The organism is Modicisalibacter sp. (assembly GCF_055145905.1).
Window position 1 is genome coordinate 1 of record NZ_JBSREH010000023.1, and the last position, 23,816, is coordinate 23,816.

Annotated in this window: 24 protein-coding genes; 17 read left to right on the forward strand and 7 right to left on the reverse strand. The window is 67.7% G+C overall.

The features are described 5' to 3' along the window. Window positions 1-191 precede the first annotated feature (191 nt). Both ACTCB7_RS07685 and ACTCB7_RS07690 read left to right on the forward strand, forming a co-directional pair. Window positions 192-458 (forward strand): DksA/TraR family C4-type zinc finger protein, encoded by a 267-nt coding sequence (locus ACTCB7_RS07685; protein ID WP_463006198.1) that lies wholly within the window; start codon window positions 192-194, stop codon window positions 456-458. A gap of 143 nt (window positions 459-601) precedes the next feature. Next, entirely contained in the window at window positions 602-1,321 is a 720-nt protein-coding gene (locus ACTCB7_RS07690) for a dienelactone hydrolase family protein (RefSeq protein ID WP_463006199.1), read from the forward strand. Between the two features lie 417 nt (window positions 1,322-1,738). Here the strand turns inward: ACTCB7_RS07690 and ACTCB7_RS07695 are convergent, their stop codons facing one another. After that, window positions 1,739-2,770 (reverse strand): hypothetical protein, encoded by a 1,032-nt coding sequence (locus ACTCB7_RS07695; RefSeq protein ID WP_133483852.1) that lies wholly within the window; start codon window positions 2,768-2,770, stop codon window positions 1,739-1,741. 367 nt (window positions 2,771-3,137) lie between these two features. Between ACTCB7_RS07695 and ACTCB7_RS07700 the strand changes: the two genes are divergently transcribed. Together ACTCB7_RS07700 and ACTCB7_RS07705 are read left to right on the forward strand one after the other, a co-directional pair. Next, window positions 3,138-4,628: a GNAT family N-acetyltransferase gene (locus ACTCB7_RS07700; RefSeq protein WP_463006200.1), complete on the forward strand. Its 1,491-nt coding sequence runs from the start codon at window positions 3,138-3,140 to the stop codon at window positions 4,626-4,628. 10 nt (window positions 4,629-4,638) lie between these two features. Then, window positions 4,639-5,442: a M90 family metallopeptidase gene (locus tag ACTCB7_RS07705; protein WP_224420804.1), complete on the forward strand. Its 804-nt coding sequence runs from the start codon at window positions 4,639-4,641 to the stop codon at window positions 5,440-5,442. Window positions 5,443-5,450: 8 nt separating this feature from the next. On the opposite strand, the gene ACTCB7_RS07710 is transcribed toward ACTCB7_RS07705, so the two are convergent. Beyond that, entirely contained in the window at window positions 5,451-6,890 is a 1,440-nt protein-coding gene (locus ACTCB7_RS07710; RefSeq protein WP_463006201.1) for an ATP-binding protein, read from the reverse strand. Further along, window positions 6,887-7,549, reverse strand: coding sequence for a response regulator (locus ACTCB7_RS07715; RefSeq protein WP_224415417.1), 663 nt, complete (start codon window positions 7,547-7,549; stop codon window positions 6,887-6,889). The genes ACTCB7_RS07710 and ACTCB7_RS07715 overlap by 4 nt, the downstream gene beginning before the upstream one ends. A gap of 298 nt (window positions 7,550-7,847) precedes the next feature. Here ACTCB7_RS07715 and ACTCB7_RS07720 point away from each other — a divergent pair, with 298 nt between their 5' ends. The 3 genes from ACTCB7_RS07720 to ACTCB7_RS07730 are packed head-to-tail and all read left to right on the forward strand — an operon-like array spanning window position 7,848 to window position 10,693. Beyond that, window positions 7,848-8,645 carry a glycosyltransferase gene (locus tag ACTCB7_RS07720; protein WP_224415418.1) on the forward strand — a complete coding sequence of 266 codons (798 nt, stop codon included), beginning with the start codon at window positions 7,848-7,850 and terminating at the stop codon, window positions 8,643-8,645. Then, the gene (locus tag ACTCB7_RS07725; RefSeq protein WP_163647650.1) at window positions 8,642-8,929 is read left to right on the forward strand and encodes a lipid-A-disaccharide synthase N-terminal domain-containing protein; all 288 of its coding nucleotides are present in this window, start codon (window positions 8,642-8,644) and stop codon (window positions 8,927-8,929) included. Before ACTCB7_RS07720 ends, ACTCB7_RS07725 begins: the two co-directional genes overlap by 4 nt. Before the next feature lie 33 nt (window positions 8,930-8,962). After that, window positions 8,963-10,693, forward strand: coding sequence for an ArnT family glycosyltransferase (locus ACTCB7_RS07730; RefSeq protein WP_463006202.1), 1,731 nt, complete (start codon window positions 8,963-8,965; stop codon window positions 10,691-10,693). 7 nt (window positions 10,694-10,700) lie between these two features. Here ACTCB7_RS07730 and ACTCB7_RS07735 read toward each other — a convergent pair whose 3' ends face one another. Both ACTCB7_RS07735 and ACTCB7_RS07740 read right to left on the reverse strand, forming a co-directional pair. Beyond that, window positions 10,701-11,252, reverse strand: coding sequence for a hypothetical protein (locus ACTCB7_RS07735; protein WP_163647652.1), 552 nt, complete (start codon window positions 11,250-11,252; stop codon window positions 10,701-10,703). A 36-nt stretch (window positions 11,253-11,288) separates the two neighbouring features. After that, window positions 11,289-12,176 carry a LysR family transcriptional regulator gene (locus tag ACTCB7_RS07740; RefSeq protein ID WP_463006203.1) on the reverse strand — a complete coding sequence of 296 codons (888 nt, stop codon included), beginning with the start codon at window positions 12,174-12,176 and terminating at the stop codon, window positions 11,289-11,291. Window positions 12,177-12,297: 121 nt separating this feature from the next. Between ACTCB7_RS07740 and ACTCB7_RS07745 the strand changes: the two genes are divergently transcribed. The 3 genes from ACTCB7_RS07745 to ACTCB7_RS07755 all read left to right on the forward strand — a co-directional run bounded on the left by ACTCB7_RS07745 (window position 12,298) and on the right by ACTCB7_RS07755 (window position 15,274). Beyond that, window positions 12,298-13,467, forward strand: coding sequence for a TauD/TfdA family dioxygenase (locus ACTCB7_RS07745; RefSeq protein WP_463006204.1), 1,170 nt, complete (start codon window positions 12,298-12,300; stop codon window positions 13,465-13,467). 66 nt (window positions 13,468-13,533) lie between these two features. Then, on the forward strand, window positions 13,534-14,463 hold the full coding sequence (locus tag ACTCB7_RS07750; RefSeq protein ID WP_463006205.1) for an ABC transporter substrate-binding protein: 930 nt from the start codon (window positions 13,534-13,536) through the stop codon (window positions 14,461-14,463). Between the two features lie 124 nt (window positions 14,464-14,587). After that, window positions 14,588-15,274 carry a TVP38/TMEM64 family protein gene (locus ACTCB7_RS07755; protein WP_463006206.1) on the forward strand — a complete coding sequence of 229 codons (687 nt, stop codon included), beginning with the start codon at window positions 14,588-14,590 and terminating at the stop codon, window positions 15,272-15,274. 14 nt (window positions 15,275-15,288) lie between these two features. Here the strand turns inward: ACTCB7_RS07755 and ACTCB7_RS07760 are convergent, their stop codons facing one another. Both ACTCB7_RS07760 and ACTCB7_RS07765 read right to left on the reverse strand, forming a co-directional pair. Continuing rightward, window positions 15,289-16,602: a glycosyltransferase gene (locus tag ACTCB7_RS07760; RefSeq protein ID WP_463006207.1), complete on the reverse strand. Its 1,314-nt coding sequence runs from the start codon at window positions 16,600-16,602 to the stop codon at window positions 15,289-15,291. A gap of 85 nt (window positions 16,603-16,687) precedes the next feature. Then, complete coding sequence (locus ACTCB7_RS07765; RefSeq protein ID WP_463006208.1) at window positions 16,688-17,593, reverse strand: LysR family transcriptional regulator; 906 nt, start codon at window positions 17,591-17,593, stop codon at window positions 16,688-16,690. A gap of 120 nt (window positions 17,594-17,713) precedes the next feature. Here ACTCB7_RS07765 and ACTCB7_RS07770 point away from each other — a divergent pair, with 120 nt between their 5' ends. The 7 genes from ACTCB7_RS07770 to ACTCB7_RS07800 all read left to right on the forward strand — a co-directional run bounded on the left by ACTCB7_RS07770 (window position 17,714) and on the right by ACTCB7_RS07800 (window position 23,814). Further along, the gene (locus ACTCB7_RS07770) at window positions 17,714-18,790 is read left to right on the forward strand and encodes a tartrate dehydrogenase (RefSeq protein WP_463006209.1); all 1,077 of its coding nucleotides are present in this window, start codon (window positions 17,714-17,716) and stop codon (window positions 18,788-18,790) included. 123 nt (window positions 18,791-18,913) lie between these two features. Beyond that, window positions 18,914-19,351, forward strand: a complete 438-nt coding sequence (locus ACTCB7_RS07775; protein WP_463006210.1) for a hemerythrin domain-containing protein — start codon at window positions 18,914-18,916, stop codon at window positions 19,349-19,351. Window positions 19,352-19,488: 137 nt separating this feature from the next. Then, the gene (locus ACTCB7_RS07780; protein WP_463006211.1) at window positions 19,489-20,070 is read left to right on the forward strand and encodes a lipocalin family protein; all 582 of its coding nucleotides are present in this window, start codon (window positions 19,489-19,491) and stop codon (window positions 20,068-20,070) included. 201 nt (window positions 20,071-20,271) lie between these two features. Then, complete coding sequence (locus tag ACTCB7_RS07785; protein ID WP_463006212.1) at window positions 20,272-21,099, forward strand: 2-oxoadipate dioxygenase/decarboxylase family protein; 828 nt, start codon at window positions 20,272-20,274, stop codon at window positions 21,097-21,099. Next, the gene (locus tag ACTCB7_RS07790; RefSeq protein WP_463006213.1) at window positions 21,089-22,081 is read left to right on the forward strand and encodes a succinylglutamate desuccinylase; all 993 of its coding nucleotides are present in this window, start codon (window positions 21,089-21,091) and stop codon (window positions 22,079-22,081) included. The genes ACTCB7_RS07785 and ACTCB7_RS07790 overlap by 11 nt, the downstream gene beginning before the upstream one ends. Window positions 22,082-22,322: 241 nt before the next feature. Next, window positions 22,323-23,093, forward strand: coding sequence for an ABC transporter ATP-binding protein (locus ACTCB7_RS07795; protein ID WP_224415428.1), 771 nt, complete (start codon window positions 22,323-22,325; stop codon window positions 23,091-23,093). Window positions 23,094-23,112: 19 nt separating this feature from the next. After that, entirely contained in the window at window positions 23,113-23,814 is a 702-nt protein-coding gene (locus ACTCB7_RS07800; protein ID WP_463006214.1) for an ABC transporter permease, read from the forward strand. Window positions 23,815-23,816: the final 2 nt, after the last annotated feature.

Below are 23,816 nucleotides of genomic sequence, written 5' to 3' on the forward strand. Positions count from 1 at the left end.
TAGCGCCCATGGAAGGGTTCACAGCGCCCCCGCGACGCCTTGACACCGGTGCTGCTATATCACCGCCCCCTGCCATGAACGGCAGGGGGCGGTGTCGTTGTCAGGCCCGACTCCGGCGCCTGGCGCTGGTCTGAAGCGGTGTTGTCTCGCTAGACTCAAGGCAATCCAGACACACGAATCGGGAGGTCGTCATGGCCGGAGGATGGTCGAAGGATGGCGCGGTACAGGAGCAGATCGACAGCACCATCGAGGATGCCGTCGAGCGCTCGCGCAGCCAGTTGCCGCGCGGCGAGAGCCTGACCCACTGCGAAGCGTGTGACGCGCCGATCCCCCAGGCGCGCCGCGAGGCGATACCCGGCGTGCGCCTGTGCATCACCTGCCAGAGCGAGGCCGACCGGCGTCAGTCCACGTTCAGCGGCTACAACCGCCGCGGCAGCAAGGACAGCCAGCTGCGCTGATCGTCCCGCCCCTTGACCCGCCGCCCGCCGCCACGTTGTCCTGACCCGCATCACCCCCTACGCTTAGCTAACGAATTATTCACTGACACGCCGCCCCGCCCGACAGCACGGCGGGCGACGGCGCCGACCCTCACGGAGGAAGCATGCCCCAGCCAGCCGTCAGCACCCAGTGGATCGACATCGCCAGTCACGACGAGCAGACGTTCAAGGGCTATCTGGCCCTGCCGCCGGCCGGCAGGGGGCCCGGCATCGTGCTGATCCAGGAGATCTTCGGCGTCAATGCCCACATCCGCAGCGTCGCCGAGCAGTATGCGCTGGACGGCTACGTGGTGCTCGCCCCGGACGTCTTCTGGCGTCAGGAACCGGGCGTGGAACTCGCCTACGAGGGCGAGGACATGGACAAGGCCTTCCGGCTGGTCGGCGAGATCGACTTCACGGTGGCGGTGAAGGATCTGGCCAGCACCGTCCAGACACTGCGCCAGCGCCCCGAGTGCGAGGGCGAGGTGGCGTCGCTGGGCTACTGCATGGGCGGTATCCTCGCCTACCTGGCCGGCATCGAGTCCGGCGTCGACCGGGCGGTGTGCTTCTACCCCGGCGGCATCCACAACCACCTCGACAAGGCCGCCGACCTGACGGTCCCGGCGCAGTTCCACTTCGCCGGCAACGACGGCCACATCACCGATGAACACGTCGAGCAGACCCACCGGGCCTTCGCCGACCGCGACGACGTCGAGATCCATGTCTACGACGGCGCCGACCACGGCTTCAACTGCTGGGCGCGCAGCGCCTACCACCGTCACGCCGCGGCACTCTCCCACGGCCGTACCCTGAGCTTTCTCGAGGGCGCGCTCGAGAACACGTGAAACCGATCACGCACCGGCCGACACGCCCGCGAACGCGGGCGTGTTACGCTACGCCCCGACGCTTCACCAGGATAATCGACGCCCATGTCCCTCGACGATCTGCACCTCAACCTGCGCAACCTGACTTCCGAGGATTACCCTCAGCTCAAGACGCTGATGGACGCCGTCTACCACGACATCGGCGGCGCCTGGCCCCGGCACACCATCTTCGGTGCGAGAGATGGCGGACCATTGCGGCATAATGTCTCCGGTTGGCTCCGGTTAAGAAAGGACAAAAACGGTGATTTTAGCATCTTGACCTACCTCTCGACGCAAACATCAACGTCTCATCACCACTATGTCAAACAGCACGTTCAAACGCCAAGCACGGCCCGCCCCCGAAACGTCGCAAGCGGGCCGCGAAAATGGCTACATGCCTCAACCCAGCTCGCGTCCCTCAGCCTGGCCATATTGCAGCCAATGCTCCAGCGGGTTAATACCGACCGCTTCGACATCCGGGTTGGCCGTCAGATAGGCATCGGTATCGAATTCGGCGGAGGGGTCGCGGCCTTCCTTCCATCCATAGCGCGAGTAGTGCTCCACCGGGTTAATTCCAGCATTGGCGACGTCTGTATTCTGGCTCAGGTACCAGTCGACATCGAACCAGTCATTTGGGTCTCGGCCTTCATTGATTCCATAGTTCATAAAGTGTTCAAGTGGATCGATACGAGCCGCCGCGACATCTGGATTGCGGTTAAGGTACCCCTCGCTATCGAACCAGTCATCGGAGTTAGGCCCCTCTTGCCAATCATAACGGTCATCATAACGATCATTTATGTCGTTGACTGTATCATCCTCTTCGTGACTAATAAAAAAGGCATCACCCTGCCCCACGACCTCAGAAGCCGCTGACTGGGCGCTGGGCTGACCCGCCTCGCGAGCTTCAATATTCACTAGAAGCGCCTGAAGGTCGTCGGATGAGGTGCCGCTGGGCAACAAGTCCTCTCCAACAATCTGCTCAACCGTCACATCCCCCAGGAAATTGGAGCTAGACGTCACGGCGCTCTGTATCTGCGCCAGCGAAAAGGTGTCGCCACCAAGTTGAAACGACTCGATCTGACGTGCCGGATCCTGCCAGTCAGTGATCGCTAACTGCTGGTCCGTTAACGTATTCTGCAACAGAAGATGCCGCCCTTCGACAGTTCGCGCATAGGTGTTATTGCTATACAGCCCGATACCGTCGGCGACAACGGTATCGAACCCGCCACTGTCGACCATCGTGATCGCTGAGTCGCGGCCAGCGACATAGGTGTCATTGCCCGCGCCTCCGGCTAGAAAGCTGTATTCGCTGTCGGCATCGGCGCGTAAGGTATCGTCACCGCTCAAGCCGTAGACAACCTGGTAACCGCCGGTGCGTACGTTGTCGTCACCTTGAGTGGCAAATTTTTCAGGAAAGGTAAGTGTAGCCATAAGAGCCTCCGCTCATTAAATTTACTTTAATTCCATCAACTTACATCGAGATCCATCCAGTGGAGCCCAACGTCAAGACAGCCTTGACCTTTCGCTTACGGCAAACTCAGACAAACTGCCCGTCGCATCAGACCGTGTTCACGGCAGAAGGTTCCCCAACAACGCATTGGACTCAGGGCAATCACACATCCATAATGATTCTCAAACGTCGAGCGATACCACCATGCAGGAGCTCAGTTTACTGTAAAGTGGACCCCACGGTCAAGACAGAATTTGCCTGAGTTTAAGCTAATGCCTCGGCCATGTTCGCAGCGGCACAGCGCTGCCCTGTTGCTTCGTTCTGCGATGTAGCCCCTCGGCCCCCGAAGTGATCGGGTATGGAGGCACCACCACCCACGCCGCTCAGGTAGACCTCGACAAGCTGATCCAGGAGTTTCCCGACGGCCAGATCCTCATCGAGGACGGCGACCGTATCGTCGGCGTGGCGCTGACCGCCCTGGTCGACTACGACGAGTTCTCCAACCCGCACCAGTACGACGACCTGATCGGAAGCCGCGAGATCATTCTCAACGATCCCGACGGCGACGCCCTCTACGGACTCGACGTGCTGATCGACCCGACCTACCGCGGCTACCGGCTGGGCCGGCGCCTCTACGAGGCGCGCAAGGAGCTGTGCCGCTCGATGAACCTGCGCGCGATCCTCGCCGGCGGGCGCATTCCCAACTACCACGAATACGCCGAGGCGATGTCACCGGCGGAATATCTGGAGGCGGTGGCCCGCAAGGAGATCCACGACCCGATCCTGTCGTTCCAGCTGGCCAACGACTTCCAGGTCAAGCGGCTGCTGCGCAAGTACCTGCCCGAGGACGAGAAGTCGCAGGGCTACGCGACGCTGCTGGAGTGGAACAACATCCTCTTCGAGCCCGCCGAGCGGGTGCTCGAGACACGCAAGACCCAGGTACGGGTGGGCGCCGTGCAGTGGCAGATGCGCGAATTCGCCTCGGTCGAGTCGGTGCTGCAGCAGGTCGAGTACTTCGTCGACGCCGTCGCCGACTACCAGAGCGACTTCGTGGTGCTCCCCGAGCTGTTCAACACGCCGCTGATGGGACTCACCGACCAGTCCGACCAGCTCGCCGCGATCCACTTCCTGGCCGGCTTCACCGAGCGCTTCAAGACCGAGATCTCGCGGATGGCGGTGTCCTACAACATTAACATCGTCGCCGGCTCGATGGTCGAGGAAGGCGCGGACGGCAAGCTCTACAACGTCTCGTACCTGTGCCGTCGCGACGGCGAGATCGACCGCCAGGCCAAGCTGCACATCACCCCCCAGGAACGCCGCGACTGGGTGGTGGAAGGCGGCGACGAGCTGCGCGTGTTCGACACCGACGCCGGGCGCGTGGGCATCCTGATCTGCTACGACGTGGAGTTTCCGGAGCTGCCGCGGCTGCTCGCCGATCAGGACATGGACATCCTCTTCGTGCCGTTCTGGACCGACACCAAGAACAGCTACCTGCGGGTGCGCCACTGCGCCCAGGCCCGCGCCATCGAGAACGAGTGCTACGTGGTGGTGTGCGGCAGCGTCGGCAACGTGCCGTCGATCGAGAACCTCGACATCCAGTATGCCCAGTCGTCGGTGTTCTCGCCGTCCGACTTCGCCTTCCCCCACGATGCGGTGCTCTCCGAGACCACGCCCAACACCGAGATGGTGATGTTCTCGGATCTCGACCTCACCCGGCTCAAGGTGGTGCGCAGCGAGGGCACGGTGACCAACCTCAAGGACCGCCGTCAGGACCTGTTCGACCTGCGCCTGCGCGACTGGAGCTGGAAGTCCGGCAGTCGCCAGGAGGACAGCCACTGAGGCGGCCCGCATGAGCCCATGGCACGCCTTCCAGGCCTGGCGACGCCAGCGCGAGGCCCGTCGTCACCCGCTGCCGGCCGAGGCCTGGCAGACGGCCTGCCGGCGCCTGCCGCTGCTGGCGGCGCTGCCCGCGGACGAGGCCGAGCGGCTCGGCGAGCGCGCCTGGGCCTTCCTGCGCCACAAGCGGATCAGCACCCCGGAGACCGCCGAGTTCGACCTGGCGACGCGGCTGGGGCTGGCCGCCCAGGCCTGCCTGCTGACGCTGGGCTGGAGCGACGCCGAGGCCGGCGAGGCCTTCGCCAACGTCCACGAGGTGGTGGTGGTGCCGGAGGCCTTCCGGCGCCATGTCGCCGAGATGGACGACGCCGGCGTGATCCACGAGTACGAGGACGAACGGGTCGGCGAGACCTGGTTCCAGGGGCCGGTGGTGATTTCCCGGATCGACCTGCTGGACAGCGGCGGCTGGAACGGCTTCAACGTGGTGATCCACGAGTTCGCCCACAAGCTCGACATGAGCAACTCGCGGGATGCCGACGGCTTCCCGCCGCTGCCCCGCGACATCGACCCGCGCGAGTGGCACCGGGTCTTCACCGCGGTCTGGGACGACCTGCAGGCCCACCTGGCCCACGGCAGGCCCACGCCGATCGACGCCTACGCGGGCAGTCACCCCGGCGAGTGCTTCGCGGTGTGCTGCGAGCTGTTCTTCAGCGCCCCCGGCCGGCTGCGCCACGCCTATCCTGCCCTCTATGCCCTGCTCTCGCGCTACTTCGCCCAGGACCCGCTGGCCCGCCGGCGCCCCGCGAATCACGCCTGAAACGGGACTCAGCCTATGGTGTCGGGCCGCGGCAGGCGCCGTGCCGTGGCCGGGGAGACCGACGGCCAGGACAGGCTGACCTCGAGCCCGTGGGGCTCGCGATTGCGCAGGGTCAGGCTGGCCTGCTGCCGCCGGGTCAGCTCCAGGACGATCGACAGCCCCAGGCCGCTGCCGGTGGTGCGCTGGTCGGCCACCCGGCGGAAGCGCTCGGTGACCTTGTCGATCAGGGCCTCGGGGATCCCTGGGCCACTGTCGCGCACGGCCAGCCGGGCCCGGCCGTCGCATTCAGCCAGCTCCAGTGTCACGGTGCCGTGTTCGGGGGTGTAGCGCAGGGCGTTGTCCAGCAGGTTGCGAATCAGGATACCCAGCTCCACCGGGTCGGCCCGCACCCACAGCGTTTCCAGCCCCGTGACCTCGATCTCCTGGTGGCGCGCCTGGGCCCAGGGCCACAACTCGGCGACCAGGTCGAGCGCCAGCGGGTAGATATCCACGTCCGCTTCCTGGGACGGCGCCTCGCGGTCGATCCGGGCCAGCACCAGCAGCTGCTCGACCACGCGCTGCAACCGCTCCACCCCGCTGTAGGCCTTGTCCAGCGAGGCCGACTCGCCGGCGCGGGCATTGTCAAGATGGATCTTCAGCCCCGCCAGCGGGGTGCGCAGCTCATGGGCGGCATCGGCGGTGAAGCGACGCTCGCGCTCGAGCGTCTCGCGCAGGCGGGCGATGAAATCGTTGATCGCCTGGCGCAGCCCGGCCAGCTCGCGAGGCACGGTAACGTCGAGGAAGCTCAGGTCGCGATCGTTGCGCCCCTCGACCTGGCGCGACAGCGCGCCGATGGGGCGCACGCCGCGGCGGATGATGACGCCCATCGCCCACAGCAGCACCGGCAGGGCCAGCAGCATGGGGATCAGGTTGCCCAGCACCACCTTGCTTTCCAGTTCGCTGAAGAACTCCTCGTGCACCCCCGTGCGAATCCACAGGCCGCTCTGGGCATCGAACATCGAGAACACCCGCCAGCGTGCGCCGTTGTACTCGACCCAGTCGTAGCCGGTCTGCTGCGGCGCGGGGAACGGCCCGGCGTCGTTCCACACCGCGCCCAGCAGCTGCGGTGTGCCGTCCGGGTGCCAGAAGCCCACCGACAGCAGATGCTCTTCATGGTGATAGAGCAGGGCCTGCCGCCCGTCGCCCGCGGGCTGGGCCCGCCCCGCCTCGTAGAGCCTGGCGAAATGCCCGGGCTGGCTGAGCTGCTCGGTGATGCGTCGATAGTCGGCCAGGTCGGTATTCGGGCCGATCAGCCCGGCCACCACCCGGCTTTCCAGGCTCAGCTGGGCATCGAGAATCTCTTCCATCTCGTGCGCCGTGATCAGATAGGCGGCAGTGATCGCCAGGGCGGTCACCAGCGCCAGCACCAAGGCCAGCGTGCGGGTCAGATAACGGCGAATCGAGATCATTGAAGGCGCGAATCCAGCCGATAGCCGATGCCACGCACGGTGACGATCAGCGCCTTGTCGAGTTTCTTGCGCAGGTGATGGATATGCACCTCCACCGCGTTGGACGCCACCTCCTCGTCCCAGCCGTAGAGCAGGCTCTCGAGACGCGGTCGCGTCATCACCTTGTCCGGGTGTCGCGCCAGCTCCAGCAGCAGGGCATACTCGCGGCGCGCCAGGGCCACCGGTTCGCCGCGCCAGCTGGCCTGATGACGCGCCTCGTCGATGCGCAGGGGGCCAATCTCCAGCACCTGGGACGCCCGCCCCTCGGCACGGCGCATCACCACGCGCAGGCGCGCCAGCAGTTCCTTGAGGTCGAAGGGCTTGAGCACGTAGTCGTCGGCGCCCCCGTCGAGCCCGGCGATTCGATCATCGACATCGTCGCGCGCGGTGAGAATCAGCACCGGCAGATCGCTGTGCCGACGCAGGTGGCGCAGCACCGTCATGCCGTCGACATCGGGCAGCCCCAAGTCGAGCACGGCGACCGAGAAGGCCTCGCAGCGCACTGCCGCCATGGCATCGGTGCCGTTGTCGAACCACTCCACGACATACCCTTCGCGCTGCAGCGCCGTCTTGATGCCGTCCCCCAGCAGGGGGTCGTCCTCCACCAGTAGTAAACGCATGCGTATCCTATTGTTCCCGGCGTATTGATTACAGGCAACCCAGCATCGAGCGCTTTCCTTAACGGTGACTTAAGCGCCGGACCGCGGAGCCCGGGCCTGTACCCCGGCGACGCCCGGTGGCATCATACCCGGCTATAACAATGCGTCCTCCGTCTCCCCCTGCCCCGCATGGCGCCGGGTCCAGTCCGCTCGGTCCCCGCCGGGGTCGGTGCACCGATACACAGTCTTAAGACCTTAAGACCATCTTAAGCCGCATCCGGCAGGCTGCCCTGCCGTCGATAGAAAAGAGTTCACCGCCGTGACAACACCGCTACTCTCGATTGTCATTCCCGCCCGCGACGAGGCCGGAAACCTGCCCACCCTGCTCGACGAGATCGACACCGCCTTCCCGGACACCCCGTTCGAGGTTCTGGTGGTGGACGACGCCTCGCAGGATGACACCTGGGCGATGCTCACCCGGCGTGCCGAGCAGGACGCGCGCCTGCGCCCGCTGCATCATGACCGCAGCGCCGGCCAGAGCACCTCGGTCTGGCAGGCGGCACATGCGGCTCGCGGCACCTGGCTGGCCACCCTCGACGGCGACGGCCAGAACGATCCCGCCGACCTGCCGGCCCTGCTGGCCCGCGCCCGCCAGGGCGACGTCACGCTGGTGGCCGGGCAGCGCGTCAACCGTCGCGACGACTGGCTCAAGCGGCTCTCCTCGCGGGTCGCCAACCGGGTGCGCGCCGCCCTGCTCAAGGACGCCACCCCGGACACCGGCTGCGGCATCAAGGTCATCGAGCGCCGAGCCTTCCTGACCCTGCCCTACTTCGACCACATGCACCGCTTCCTGCCGGCGCTGATCCAGATGCAGGGCGGCCGCTGCGTGTCGGTGCCGGTCAACCATCGCCCGCGCGGCACCGGCCACTCCCACTACGGGCTCAACAACCGCCTGTGGGCCGGCCTGCTCGACATGGCCGGGGTGATGTGGCTGCGCAAGCGCTGCCGCCTGCCGGCGCCGGTCGACCAGGCCCAGGACATTCTCGGTCTCGGCGAGGGCACCGCCACGGCGTCGGCCGAGACCGACACACTCCCGCAGGAGGGCTCCCCGCGATGACGACAGAATGGATCTGGGTCGCCATCGGCTTTCTCGGCCAGGCGCTGTTCTCGGCCCGCTTCCTGGTCCAGTGGATCGCCAGCGAACGAGCCCGGCGCAGCATCGTGCCCAAGGCCTTCTGGCTGTTCAGCCTGGGCGGCGGCACCACCCTGCTCGCCTATGCGATCTATCGCCAGGACCCGGTGTTCATTGTCGGCCAGGCCTCGGGACTGTTCATCTACCTGCGCAACATCATGCTGATTCGCCGGGAAACGCGCCAGTCCGAAGCCTCCCGCCAGGGCTGACCCCCTTACCCCAACGTCTTCGTGAGTCGCCCCATGCAACGTCCCGCCTACCTTCGCGGCAAGCAGCGCATGACCTGGCTCTTGCTGCTGCTGGCCGCCACCGTGCTGCTGGCGATCGGCATCGGCCTGCGCGATCCCTGGCCCGCCGACGAGCCGCGCTTCGCGCTCAACGCCCTGGAAATGCTGGATACCGGGCACTTCTGGATTCCCCACCGCGGCGGCGAGCCCTATCCCGACAAGCCACCGATCTTCATGTGGGCCTCGGCGGCCTCCATCGCGCTGACCGGCTCGGTGCGCCTGGGCTTCCTGATCCCTTCGCTGCTCGGTGGCGTGGGCACGCTGGTGCTGGTGATGGATCTGTGCCGGCGCCTGTACGGCCGGCGCATCGCCTTCATCGCCGGCGCGGCGCTGCTCTCCACGCTGCAGTTCGTGCTGCAGGCCAAGGCCGCGCAGATCGACATGCTGGTCACCTTCTGGATCACCCTGGGCGCCTACGGGCTGTTGCGACACGCCCTGCTGGGGCCGGCGCGACGCTGGTGGTACATCGGCTGCGTGGCCATGGGGCTGGGCGTGCTCACCAAGGGCGTGGGCTTTCTGCCACTGCTGATGCTGCCGGCCTGGGGGCTGCTCGCCTGGCGCGGCCGGGCGACGCCACTGGCGTGGAAGGACCTGGGCCTGGGGCTGCTCACCGTGATCGGCACCATCGCCCTGTGGGTCGTGCCCATGGTGCTGCTCACCACCTTCGGCGACGACCCGACCCTGGCCGCCTACCGGGACAACATCCTGCTCAAGCAGACCGGTGAACGCTACGCCGAATCCTGGCATCACCTCGAACCCTGGTACTACTACCTGGCCAAGGTGATCCCCTGGGCCTGGCTGCCGCTGATCCTGGGGCTGCCCTGGCTGCTGCGCGGCTGGTGGCATCGCCTGCGACGCCTCGACGCGCGGGTGCTGCTGCCGTTGAGCGGCCTGGTGCTGCTGGTGTTCTTCTTCTCGCTGTCGCCGGGCAAGCGCGGCGTCTACATGCTGCCGGGCGTGCCGCTGCTGGTGCTGGCCATGGCGCCGCTGATTCCCGGCCTGCTGTGCAAGCGCTGGGTGCACTGGCTGGGCGCGGCGCTGGTTGCCGTGCTGGGCACGATCTTCCTGCTCGCCGGCATCCTCGGCGCACTGGGCCTGCCGGCGCTGGCCGACCTGGCCGCCGAGCACGGAGTGTCGCCCTGGGGCTGGTGGATCGCCCTCGGCCTGAGTGCCGGCGCGCTGCTCTACGCCCTGAAGCCGCGTCGCGGCATGCTGGTCTTCGCCGGCTGGATGGCGGTGTTCTGGGTGCTGTGGTCGACCTGGGGCTATCAGGTTCTCGATGGCACCCGCTCACCGCGCGACATGATGCAGCAGGTCGTCGGCATCACCGGCCCCGACGCCTGGCTGGCGATGCCCACCTTCGACGAAGAATTCCTGCTGCAGAGCCGCCAGCCCACCGTGCACTTCGGCTTCAAGACCCCGAAAGAGGCGCAGCTGAAGCGGGCCTATGCCTGGCTGCAGGCGAACCCGACGCAGCGCTGGCTGTTCGTCGACCAGGGCAAGCGGGATGACCTGAGCTGCGCCGACCTGTCCAGCGCCCGGGACCTGGGCCAGCAGAACGGCGAGCTGTGGTGGCTGATTCCCGGCACCGCCTTCGCCGACTGCCAGGGCGATGCCGACGCGGCCCCGCTGTACAAGGCCCCGACCACCCTGAAGACCGCCAGGGTGGCAGGGCCGGCCCTCTGACGCACCGTCAAGGCGAACTCGACCAGCGCTGCCGGCGTTCCGGCGGCCTCGGGTCGGGGCAATCGACCGGCCCGGTCGACCAGGTATCACTGCGCGCCTGATGACAGGCATCGGGCCCGCCCGCCCGGCGCCGGGGCGGCGGGTCCGAGCGTCCGTCGAGGCGGATGTCGACCTCCGGACGCAGGATGACCGCGCGATCGCGCCGCCGGCGCTCGTCATGGCGATCGCGTCGGTCGTCGTGACGCCGCCACCGGTCACGCCACTCGCCCTCGTGACGACGGTACGGCGTCCGGTCACGCTCGTAGCCTCGCTGTCGATCCCGCCAGTCGTCTCGCTGCCGATCCTGCGGATCGCGCTGCTGGAGATAGCGCCGCCCGTCCCGGGAACGCCACTCCTCACGGCTCCGGTCCTGACGTTCATCGAAGCGATGCACCGTCCAGCCCCCGTTGCCGTCCCCCAGCAGGTAACCTCCACCATCGGCGGCCTGCGCCGGGCTCGCCAGCCACAGCAGCGCCGCCAGCAGCGGCGCGCTACGCTGGATTGTCTTCCTCGTCGTCATCACCCCACCTCCCGGCTTGCCAGCAAGGCTCTGCTCTCAGCGTAGCGCCTCATCGCCGGGACTCCCATCAGCGACCAGCCATTCCCACAGCAGCAGCGCCTCGGGGCGCACGATGCGCCGGGCCGGCCGGACCAGCCAGAACCCCTCATCGCTGGGCACGTCGAGCGCGAATGGCGCCACCAGATCGTCCCGGGCCTCCAGCAGGCTGCGATGGGTCAACGCCACGCCGCCGCCGCGGGCCGCCAGCGACAGCGTCATCACCTGACTGTCGCACAGCAACGAGCCGCAGCGACGATCCAGGTCCGGCACGCCGGCATGCTCCAGCCAGGCCGGCCAGCCCACGGCAAAGCCCACGGCCTGGAGCAGCGTCTCCCCGGCCAGGTCCGCCGGCTCGGCCAGCCGTTCGGCGACGTTCGGGGCGCAGGCCGGCAGCATGTGCTCGCCGCCCAGCGACACCGCCGTGACCGCGTCCCAGTCGCCGCGCCCGTAGCGGATCTCGATGTCGGCGCCCTCGGGGCCGAAGTCCTCGGGCCAGATTGCGCTCACCAGCCGCACCACCACCTCCGGGTGCGCCCGATGAAAGGCCAGCAGCCGCGGCGCCAGCCAGGTCTGCTGCATGACCGGCGTGGCGCGCAGCGTCACCGGCGCCTCGCTGCGCGGCCCGAAGACCTCCGCCGTGCCCTCGCTCAACCGCGAGAAGGCCTCCTGGACACTGGGCAGCCAGGCCTGCCCGGCCGGGGTCAGGGTCAGGCTGCGGGGATGGCGGACGAACAGCTTCTGGCCCAGGCGATCCTCGAGCAAACGGATGCGCTGGCTGACCGCCGACTGGGTCACGCCCAGCGCCTGGCCGGCCTGGGTAAAGCTCAGGGTACGGGCGGCGGCCTCGAAGGCCTGCAGCCAGAGAAGCGGAGGCAGGGTATTCATGGAAAAGCCAGGTATTAGCTATGTTTGGTCATTGCCCCCAGATTAATCGTTTGTCGCCGCTACGGCCAGCGGGCATCCTGCTTGCGTCCACTCGCTACCGAACGCTTCGCAGGAGGTCATGATGAGCGTCACCACTCCGTCGCCAAACACCCGGCAGGCCATGGGCGAACTCGCCCCCCACGTCGACGGCCCAGCCATCGTCGATGCCGTGGCGACCGGTGCTCGCGTCACCGTGGACTGGGCGGACGGTACTCGCGGCCACTTCCCGCTGATGTGGCTGCGTGATCACTGCGCCTGCAGCGCCTGCCGCCACCCATTGACCCGCGAGCGCCTGTTCGTGCCGCTGAACGATGTCGTCGAGGCGCCGGCGGTCACGGTGAATGACGGTGTGCTGCAACTCGTCTGGAACGACGGCCACGAAAGTCGCTTCGACCCGGTCTGGCTGTTCCAGCGGCGCCTGGAGAACGGCAGCGACACGCCCGCCGACCCCCTGCCGGCACGTCGCCCCTGGGCCACCGGCTTCCAGCCGACGCGCATCGCGCACCGCGACTTCCTGCAGACCGATGGCGAGCGTGCCTGGCTCGAGGCCCTGCTGCGCGATGGCCTGGTGCTGCTCGACGACGGGCCGCTCGCCGACGAGGAGGTCAGCCGCCTGGCCGGGCGCATCGGCCCGCTGCGCGCCACCAACTTCGGCGCCCGCTTCGACGTGCGCTCCAAGCCCAACCCCAACAACGCCGCCTACACGGCGATCGGCCTGGCGCTGCACACCGACCTGCCCAACTGGCGCCAGCCGCCGGACATTCAGCTGCTCTACTGCCTGCAGAACGAGGCCGAGGGCGGCGAATCCACCTTCGCCGACGGCTTCGCCGTGGCCGAGGCGCTGCGCGAGAGCGACCCCGAGGCCTTCCGCCTGCTCGCCGAGACGCCGATCGACTTCCGCTTCCAGGACGAGGACCACGACATCGCCATCCGCGCGCCGGTCATCCAGCTCGACGCCGCGGGCCGCCCGCTGGAGATCCGCTTCAACAACTGGATCCGCGACACCCTGCGCCTGCCGCTGGAACGCGTCGACGCCTGGTACGGCGCCTACCGCCGCTTCTGGCAGCGGCTGCACGACCCCCGCCACCAGCTCGAGTTCGCCCTGCAGCCGGGCGAGATGGTGGCCTTCGACAACCGCCGGGTGCTGCATGGCCGCAAGGCCTTCGACCCGAGTACCGGCAGGCGGCATCTGCAGGGCACCTATCTGGATCTGGACCTGCTCGAGTCGCGGCTGCGTGTCCTGAGCCGCTGAGCCGCGTCCTGCGTCATGGCGCCCGCCGTCATGACGCCCCGAACACCCTGACGACAAGGAGATCGCATGATCCATCGCACACTGTTGACCGCACTTCCGCTGGCCCTGAGCGTCAGCCTGACCGCCCGAGCCGACGACGCCACCCTCGATTTCGGTGTCCCCGCCTGGCCCGGCATCACCGTCAAGACGCAGATTGCCGAACAGCTGCTGGCGCCGATGGGCTATGCCACGCAAAGCCAGGAGCTGGGCCTGCAGGTCATCTACCAGGCCATGGGCACCGGCGACCTCGACGTTTTCCTCGGCGGCTGGCTGCCGGCCCAGCAGGACATGCTGAAGCCGCGCGAGGAAAGCGGCGACATCGTGCGCCTGGCCAATAACGTCGACGGCGCGCAGATGACACTGGCGGTGCCCGACTACGTCTATGAAGACGGCATCCAGAGCTTCGCCGACCTCGACGCCCATCGAGATGCCTTCGAGGGCAAGATCTATGGCTTCGGCGCCGGCTCGGCGGCCAGCGAGATCCTGCACAAGGCGATCGACAATGACACCTGGGGCCTCGGCGACTGGCAGGTCATCGACACCAGCACCGTGGGCATGCTCAGTGCCGCCAAGGACGCCATCAAGAATCACGAGCCCATCGTCTGGGTGGGCTGGACGCCGCACTGGATGAACCTCGAGTTGCCGATGCGCTATCTCGCCGACAGCAAGGACCTGTTCGGCCCCGACAACGGCAAGAGCCAGGTGCTGACGCTGATGCGCAGCGGCTTCGCCGAGAGCCACCCCAACCTGAAGACCTTCTTCAACCAGTTCACCTTCAGTGCCAAGGAGCAGAGCTGGATGATTCGCGGCTTCGGCCTCGAGGAGAAGAGCGCCGAGGACGTCGCCGGCCAGTGGATCGACGAACACCCCGAGCGCATCAAGGCCATGCTCGACGGCGTCACCACCGCCGATGGCAAGCCTGCCTGGCCCGCCGTGAAGCAGGCACTCTCACTGTAACCTCGCCCCCTCCATGGCCCCCGGTCGCCTGGCGCGGCCGGGAGTTTTTGTGCCCCCCGACGTTGGCCGGCGCGACCGATGCCAGTATCCTAGCCCGCGAATCCACCACCACGGACGTCGCTCCATGAGCCGTTCCCTCGGACTCGTCATCGTCCTGCTGACCGTTCTGGCCGGGCTCGGCCTGCTCTGGCAATGGCTGGCCATGCAGGATGCCCTCGCCCCGGAGCGCCTGCTGTCCATGGCTCGTCACGCCTTCGGCTGGCGCGACTCGCCCTGGGCGGCGCCGATCGTGATCGGCGTCTACATCGGCGCCTCGCTGCTGATGTTTCCGTTGAGCGTGCTGGTCGCCGTCACCGGGCTGATGTTCGGGCCGGTCTGGGGCTTCGGCTACTCCCTGGCGGGCACCCTGCTGGCGTCGGCGGTAACCTACTGGGTGGGGCGGCGCCTGGGCCGTGATGCCCTGCTGCGCCACGGCGGCAAGCGCCTCAACGGGCTGGCCAAGCATCTGGCCGGGCGCGGCGTGCGCACCATGACACTGGTCAACCTGCTGCCACTGGCGCCCTTCACGCTGACCAACATGATGGCCGGCGCCTTCCACCTGCGCTTTCGCGATTACATGCTGGGATCGCTGCTGGGCATCGTGCCCGGACTGGCGGGCGTGGCATTGCTGGGCAGCCAGCTGGGACAGCTGATGACCGCCAGCAATCGGGGGGAGCTGCTGTGGTCACTGGTGGGGATCACGGTCGCCATTCTGGTGCTGGTCGGGCTCAAGCGCTACGCGGATCGTCGCCAGCGCCGCCGGCGTTCCTGACAGGCCTTACCGGGTCACTTCTGCGAGGCTTCGGACTCGCCCGGCTTGACCAGCGGCAGGCCGAACATCGGCTCATCCTGAAGCACCGAACGCAGTACCCGCCCGCGATGGCGCAGCAGCTGCCACTCCGCCTCCAGCCGACCGCGGACCCGCTCCCAGGCCCCGTCGTCGGCGTGACTGACCGGCCCGCCGGCGGCGATGACCTTGCGATACAGCGCCAGGCAGCGCTCGGCACAGCACGCCTCGTCGAAGCGCTCGGCCGTTTCCAGCGCACCGGCCCGCAGGGTCGCGCGCCGCTCGGCATCATCGAGCCGATCCAGGGCGGCGGCAAAACCGGTTGAGTCGTCGCCGGCCAGCAGCAGGCCGTTCTCGCCGGGCTTCACGACTTCGCGCACCCCCGTGGCGTTGACCGCCACCACCGGCAGCCCCGCCGCCATCGCCTCGACCAGCACCATGCCCTGAGTCTCGCTGTGGGAGGCGAAGGTGAAGACATCCATGGCGTGGTAGGCATCGATCAGCGCCTGGTCGTGCAGCTTGCCGGTGAAATGCACGCGATCCGCCACGCCGCCCTGCACCGCGATGTCGTGCATGACCACCCGCGCATCGCCGTCGCCGACCACCAGAAAATGAGCCTCGGGCCGGTTCGCCAGCCAGCGCGTCACCGACCGGGCGAGGAACGGCAGATTCTTCTCGTGGGCCAGCCGTCCCACGTGGCCGACGACGTAGGCCGTCTCGGGAATGCCGTGCCGGCGGCGCAGCACCGCCCCGTCACCGCGAGCGAAACGCTGCGTGTCGACCCCGCTGGGCACCACGCTCACCGCCCGGTTGGCGCCGCGCAGCAGCAACATGTCGCGAATGCTCTCGCTGGGCGCGATCACCGCGTCGCACAGATGCGTGTACTCGGTGGCCAGTGCCACGGCGAAACGCTGCATGCGCGGCGAATCGCCGGGCACGTAATGGGTGTAGTGCTCGTAGAGGGTGTGGTGGGTGAACACCAGCGGCAGCCCGTAGGTCTCGGCGGAACGGGCGGCCGTGTCGCCGAGCAGGAAGGGGTGATGGGAGTGGACGATATCCGGCTCGAAGGCCTCGATCGCCTCGTAGAGCTGGCCGGGGATCGGTACCGGCAGGGAGAAGTCGCTGCCGTTGAAGTGCTGCACGGCCGCGACCCGGATGACGTCGGGCTCATGCTTCGGCTGCCCTTCCAGCTTGGGGGCCACCACCAACACGCGATGCCCCTCGGCCTGCAGCCGCCCCTTGAGGCGCTGGACGGACTCGCTGACACCCCCGACGATGGGTCGGTAGGTATTGGTAAACATGAGGATATTCAAGCCATCGACTCCCTTGGCAACTGGGTACCCACCCGCAGGGGGCGCCATGATAGCAGGAAGCGGCGGCGCATGTGCCCGTCCGACCTCACGGCGGGGGCGGCACGCGTCCCGGCAGCGTGTCTTCAAGGTAGGCGATAAAGGCGTGCAGCCGCGCGGGCAGATGACGCCGCGGCTCGTAGACGGCGTAGAAATCGGCGTCGACGCCCTGCCACTCGGGCAGCAGCGGGCGCAGCCGGCCAGCCTCCAGTGCCGGATGGATATCCCACCAGGAGCGCAGCATGATGCCGTGCCCGTCCAGCGCCAGCCGGGTGATGACCTCGCCGTCGTTGCTGGCCAGCCGGCCACCCACCTTGACCGCCGCCGTCTCGCCGTCGCGATCGAACCGCCACAGGGCATAATCGCTGTCGTTCTCGCGGATCACCAGGCAGGCGTGGCCGGCCAGATCCTGCGGGCAACGCAGCGGCGGCATGGCCGCCACGTATGCCGGCGAGGCGCAGAGAATGCGCCGGTTGGCCAGCACCCGACGCGCCACCAGTCTCGAGTCCGGCGGCCGACCCACGCGAATGCCCACGTCGAAGCCGTGATCGGCCAGATTGAGCGGAAAGTTGGTCAGCTCGAGCAGCATCTCGAGACGCGGATGTTCGGCGGTGAAGCGCGACACCAGCGGCGCGATGTGGCGACGACCGAAACCGAAGGTGGCGTTGATTCGCAACCGCCCGGTCAGGGCGCTGTGGCGATCGTGCAGATCGCTCTCCAGCGCCTGCAGCTCCTCGAGGATCGCCGTGCCACGCCGGCAGTACAGCTCCCCCTCCGGCGTCAGGGTCAGCCGCCGGGTGGTGCGATGGGCCAGCGGCACGCCCAGGCGCGTCTCGAGCTGCATCAACCGCCGGCTGACCGCCGACAGTGACAGCCCCAGCTCCCGCGCGGTCGCGGTGAGGCTGCCGCACTGGGCCAGGCGCCGGAAGAAGGCCAGATCGTTGAGGGTGTCCACGGCACGACTCTCCACCACAGCGCAAGAATGCCTTGCACGATACCCTGATTATCCGGCGATCGCGAAGCGCTACACTGCAGCCACGCCCCTATCGCAAGCCCCCGAGAAGAGGAGAACCGCATGAGTCACAAGATCGCCGTCATGGCCGGCGACGGCATCGGCACCGAGGTCATGCCCGAGGGCATCCGCGTCCTCGAGGCCGCGGCCGAGCGCTTCGGCATCGCACTGGACTTCACCCACTTCGACTTCGCCAGCTGCGACTATTACCTCGAGCACGGCCGGATGCTGCCCGAGGACTGGCGCGAGACCCTCGAGCCCTTCGACGCGCTGTTCTACGGCGCGGTCGGCTGGCCCGACAAGGTGCCCGACCACATTTCCCTGTGGGGCTCGCTGCTGCAGTTCCGCCGGGTCTTCGACCAGTACATCAACCTGCGTCCCTGCCGCTCGATGCCCGGCATCAAGAGCCCGCTGGCCGGCCGCGCGCCGGGCGACATCGACTTCTACGTGGTCCGCGAGAACACCGAGGGCGAGTATTCGAGCATCGGCGGCAAGATGTTCGAGGGTACCGATCGCGAAGTGGTCGTCCAGGAAACCGTGATGACGCGCACCGGCGTCGACCGGGTGCTCAAGTACGCCTTCGAGCTGGCCGCGAAGCGCCCGCGCCGCAAGCTGACCTCGGCGACCAAGTCCAACGGCATCTCGATCACCATGCCCTACTGGGACGAGCGTGTTCAGGCCATGGCCGAAGGCTATCCCGACGTCACCGTGGACAAGTTCCACATCGATATCCTGACCGCCAACTTCGTGCTCCATCCCGACTGGTTCGACGTGGTGGTTGGCAGCAACCTGTTCGGCGACATCCTTTCCGATCTGGGCCCGGCCTGCACCGGCACCATCGGCGTGGCGCCCTCGGCCAACATCAACCCGGAGGGGCGCTTCCCGAGCCTGTTCGAGCCGGTTCACGGCAGTGCCCCGGACATTGCCGGCAAGGGCATCGCCAACCCCATCGGTCAGATCTGGAGCGGCGCGATGATGCTCGATCACCTGGGTCACGAGGACGCCGGCAAGGCGATCGTCGACGCCATCGAGGCGGTGCTCGCCCGTGGCGACGAGGCAATCCTCACGCCCGACCTGCAGGGCCGTGGCACCACCGGGGAACTCGGCCGGGTGATCGCCGAGCACGTGGCGGCCGGCTAGGACGGCACCCCGGCGCGGCCGGCCAGGACGACGTCGGCCGCGCGACCCGCTACGCTTCAGGGGCGGCGCCGCCGAGGCGCCGCACAAGGACGCGCTTTCACAAGCACTCACAAGGAGATCACCGTGACCCTGTTCGACGCCCTGCGCGAGGACCATCAGACCCAGCGCACCCTGCTCGACCTTCTGATCAAGACCGAGGGCGCCAGCGACGGCCGCGACGCGCTGTTCCACAAGGCCAAGGCGGCCCTGCAGCGGCACGCCGCCGCCGAGGAGCGCGCGCTCTACATTCCGATGATGGAACACGACCTGACCCAGGAGAAGGCGCGCCACAGCGTGGCCGAGCACCACGAGATCGACGCGCTGCTCGAGACGCTGGAAGAAACCAGCTACAGCTCGCCGGGGTGGCTCGCCCACGCCCGCAAGCTCCAGGAGCAGGTCACCCACCATCTCGACGAGGAAGAGCAGGAAGTCTTCCAGCTGGCGGGCCGCGCCCTGAGCGACGACCAGAAGCACCGCCTGGCCGACACCTACCGCGAGGCCATGGCCGCACAGCGCAACTGACACTCTTCTCGCCACCCCCGCACCCCGGCATCCATCGCTTACCCCGCGAGCCGCGCTGCGGCTCGCCCCGCAACTTTTTGCCCGTGGCAGCGTCACAGCAGGGGACGAGCCCCTTGCACCGATCAGGACGATGCCCGATGTCGACCCGACTTCCCCATTTCCCGCGCCTGACCTGGCTGGCCCCGTTCTCGCTGCTGGCCGGCTGCACCGGCCTCCCCGAAGGCACCGAACCGGTACGCGACTTTCAGCTGACGCCCTACCTCGGCCAGTGGTACGAGATCGCCCGCCTGCCCCACCGCTTCGAGGAAGGGCTGGACTGCGTCACGGCGACCTACGAACGTCGCGAGGACGGCGGCATTCGCGTGGTCAACCGCGGTTACGACCGGCTGAGCGGCGAGTGGGACGAAGCCGAGGGCAGGGCCTACTTCATCGACCAGGCCAACGTCGGACGCCTCAAGGTCAGCTTTTTCGGCCCCTTCTACGGCGGCTACAACGTGCTCGAGCTCGACGACGACTATCGTCACGCGCTCGTCGCCGGCCCCGACCGCGACTACCTATGGATTCTCGCTCGCCGGCCGCAGCTCGACGAAGCCACCTACCGGGCCCTGGTCCAGCGCGCCGACGAACTGGGCTTTCCGGTCGACGCGCTGATCCGCGTACCCCAGGACCCGGCTCATTGCCCGCCGACGCCGGGGGACGACACCGCCGGAACGACATAGCCTCCTTTTCGGTCCGCCTGGCCCGCGCAGAGCGGTTTTCATTATCTCACCCGCCATTTTCATCAGCCCGACGTGGACCCTTGCCGACGACCGGACGCCCCTCGATGGTAAGGGCATCGCGACGGCTAATCGGGTATTCGCCCAGCTACTGCACGCCCGCCGCCAATCGCCACCCGACACAACAACAGGCAGACGCTCGCCATGATGACTCTCGATTCCTTCTTCGCCCGGCTGTGGGACGACTACACCGCCATGACCCCGCAGGCGCAGCGCATCCACGACGCCTTCATCGACGCGGGCGAGACCATCGTCAACGACCACGTCGCCTTCCGTACCTTCGATCGCGGGCCGATCACCCTGGCCGACCTGGAACCCCATCTGCTCGCGCTGGGCTACACCCGCCTCGAGCCCTACGACTTCCCGGCCAAGAAGCTGCGCGCCTACGGCTACCTGCCCCCGGACGAGAACCAGCCGCGGGTGTTCCTCTCCGAGCTCAAGTGCGACGAACTCTCGACCACCGCGCAGCGGATCATCGACGGCCTGGTCGCGCAGATCGACCCCGCCCGAGTCGCCACCCCCGAAGTGCTGTGGGCCGGTCGCCTGTGGGAGGCGCCCAGCTTCGAGGAGTACCAGACCCTGATGGCGGAGAGCGAATACGCCGCCTGGCTGTCGATCATCGGCCTGCGCGCCAATCACTTCACCATCAGCATCAATCACTTCCGGACCTTCGACAGCGTCGAGAAGGTGCTCGCCAAGGTCGAGTCGCTGGGGCTGGGCATCAACGCATCCGGCGGGCGCGTGAAGGGGTCCCCCGAGGTGCTGCTGGAACAGGGCTCGACACTCGCCGACCGCGCCGCGTTCACCTTCGCCAGCGGCCAGGTGGAGGAGATTCCCACCTGCTACTACGAGTTCGCCCGACGCTACCGCGACGCGGACGGCAAGCTGTATCAGGGCTTCGTCGCCGCCAGCGCCGACAAGATCTTCGAGTCCACCGACATCCGTACCCGGGGCGAGCACCATGCTGGGTGACTGGCTGAGCCTGACCCTCGACGGCGACGTGCCCGGCGAGCGGGAGGGCTGGCTGCCCTTCGGCCACTACGTGATGCACGGCCCGGGCATCCTCGAGCTGCGCCCCGCCGCCTGCCAGGCCAGCGCCCGCAGCGTGGTGCTCTCCGCCGGCATCCACGGTAACGAGACCGCCCCCATCGAGCTGGTCGGCGAGCTGCTGGCCCGCCTCGAGAGCGGCCTGCTGCGCCTCGGCGCCCCGACCCTGATCCTGCTCGGCAACCTGGCGGCGATCCGCGCCGGGCAGCGCTTCTGCGACACCAACCTCAACCGGCTGCTCCGGCGCGACACGCCGCTGCCCGAGCATGACGAGGGCCGCCGCGCCGCCACGCTGATGGCGGCGGTCGACGCCTTCTTCGCCCGGCACGACCGGCCGCCCCTGCATTACGATCTGCACACCGCGATCCGCGACAGCCGCTACCCGCGCTTCGCCGTCGAGCCGTTCGACGAGTCGGCCACGACCGATTCGGAGCAATGGCGCTGGCTGGCCGCGGCGGACATTCAGGCGGTGCTGCACCAGCATCGTCACAGCTGGACCTTCTCGCACTATTCCCGGCACTATCATGGCGCCCAGGCGTTCACCCTGGAGCTCGGCAGGGCCCAGCCCTTCGGGGCCAACGACCTGAGCGCACTGCGCCCCATGCAGGCCCTGCTCGAGGCGCTCGTCGAGGGCCGCGAGCCCCCCGGCGCGCCGCCGCAGCGCCTGGCCTTCTTCCGCGTCGCCCGCGAGCTGATGCGCGAGAGCGAGGCCTTTCGGCTGTGCTTTCCCGACGACACGCCCAACTTCACCGAGTTCGCGGTGGGCACGAAACTCGCCGAGGACGCCGCGGCCGGCGACTGCGTGGTCGAGGACTCGCCCCTGGCGGTGGTGTTCCCCAACGCCGAGGTCGAGCTCGGCGCCCGAGCCGCCCTGCTGGTGCGCTCGGCCCCGCCGCCGGACGCGTGACCCGCGATTTCGCCAGCCAGGCGCCCGGTGAACCACAAGATATGACACGCGACAACAACAAGTCAGAGGTTTCTTTCGATGCACTGCCTTTCAACGATCGACCAAAGTCGAACACTCCGGGATAAAAAGGGTTCTCGTTCGTGCCTCGGCGCCTGTTAAAATCGCTGCTTTTTTCGCGCCAGCACGCCAACCACGTTCGCATGCCGCCCCGCGCGGCGAGACCCGTCACTGGAGCCCGACCATGGCCGAAACACCCCTCCCTCTCGAAGTGCGCAATCTCAAGAAGCGCTTCGGCGACAACGAGGTCCTCAAGGGCCTGTCCCTCGAAGCCCGCCAGGGCGACGTGATTTCCCTGATCGGCGCGTCCGGGTCCGGCAAGAGCACCTTCCTGCGCTGCATGAACCTGCTCGAGCTGCCCGACGAGGGCGACCTGATCGTCCACGGCGAGTCGATCCGCTTCAAGCAGACGCGCCGCGGCCGCGAGCCGGCCGACTGGAAGCAGGTCGAGCGCATCCGCGCCAAGCTGTCGATGGTCTTCCAGAGCTTCAACCTGTGGGCGCACATGACGCTGCTCGAGAACGTCATCGAGGCGCCGGTCCACGTGCTCGGCAAGCCGAAGAAGGAGGCCGTCGACCACGCTCGCTCCCTGCTCGAGCGGGTCGGGCTGGCCGAGCGCGCCGACTACTACCCCGCCCAGCTGTCCGGCGGCCAGCAGCAGCGCGGTGCCATCGCCCGGGCCCTGGCCATGGAGCCGGAGGTCATGCTGTTCGACGAGCCCACCTCGGCGCTCGACCCGGAGCTGGTCGGCGACGTGCTCAAGGTGATGCGCGATCTGGCCGACGAGGGCCGCACGATGATCGTGGTGACCCACGAGATGGGCTTCGCCCGCGACGTCTCGAGCCAGGTGATCTACCTGCACCAGGGGCAGGTCGAGGAAGCCGGCCCGCCCGATCAGGTGCTGGGCAACCCGCGCTCGGAACGGCTCAAGCAGTTCCTGGCTCCCAAGTTCTGAGCCGGCAGGAGGAAACCACATGATCGACCTGCAGGGTTACGGCCCCCGCCTGCTTCAGGGCGCCTGGGTGACCATCGAGCTGGGCCTTCTGTCGCTGCTGCTCTCCATCATCCTCGGCCTGCTCACGGCCACCGCCAAGATGTCGCGCAGCTGGATCGCCCATCGGCTGGGCACGCTCTACACCACGCTGATCCGCGGCGTGCCGGATCTGGTGCTGATGATGCTGCTGTTCTTCGGCGGCCAGATCGGCGTCAACATGATCACCGACTGGCTCTACTACCAGTTCGACATCGACATCTTCATCAACATCAACGAGTTCGTCGCCGGCGTGGTGACCATCGGCCTGATCTTCGGCGCCTACATGGGCGAGACCTTCCGCGGCGCCTTCCTGGCCGTGGACAGCGGCCAGATCGAGGCAGCCCGAGCCTACGGCATGTCCGAGTCGCTGATGTTCCGGCGCGTCCGCTTCCCGCAGATGATGCGCCACGCCCTGCCGGGGCTGTCCAACAACTGGATGGTGCTGCTCAAGACCACCGCGCTGGTCTCGGTGATCGGCCTGACCGACATGGTCCGCGTCGCCGAGGAAGCCACCAAGGCCACCCATGAGCCCTTCACCTTCCTGATCCCGGTGGCGGTGATCTACCTGCTGATCGCCAGCGTCTCGGAGTGGGGCTTCGCGCGGCTGCAGAAACGCTACAACGTCGGCTTCGGGGAGTCGTGAAC